Source organism: Aquitalea sp. FJL05, from assembly GCF_003852595.1.
GTDB lineage: Bacteria > Pseudomonadota > Gammaproteobacteria > Burkholderiales > Chromobacteriaceae > Aquitalea > Aquitalea aquatilis.
Map to the genome: position 1 here is coordinate 1 of NZ_QAJS01000038.1, position 443 is coordinate 443.

Consider the following 443-nt stretch of genomic DNA (forward strand, 5'->3'; position numbering starts at 1 on the left):
CGTCGTTGCCCAGCAAGCCCCGCAGGCTGCTGGCCAGATCGCCCGGCAGATTGTTGTTGGCGCGGAAGGTTTGGCCGGTGACCACAAATTCGCGCTGCTCGCTGCCGTCGCCCTCGTGCGCCGGATGCTCGTCCAGCCGGAACCATTGGCCGGCCTGCAGGCTGCGCACCGAGCCACTGCCGGAGAATTGCTTGGCCTGCACATCGTGTGCCTGCTGGCGCAGCTGGGCGTACTGGCTGAGCTGCTCGGCATCGCTGGCGTAGTACAGCGACTGCGGGTCGTAATCCTGCAGCGTGGATTGCAGTGCATCACCACTGCGGCCTTGCTGGATGCGGCTCTGGTCGCCGGTGTGCTGGGTGGCCACCGGCTGGTAGTCGAAGCTGGCCAGCGCCACATTGCCGGACACCACCTGCCGCGCGGCCGACCAATCGGTCAGGCCGTCT

General features: G+C 67.3%; 1 protein-coding gene. It reads right to left on the minus strand.

The window, feature by feature from the left end:
* Positions 1-443, minus strand: a 443-nt coding sequence (locus DBR44_RS19405) for a contractile injection system protein, VgrG/Pvc8 family (RefSeq protein WP_199731121.1), incomplete at both ends; no start/stop codon positions are given.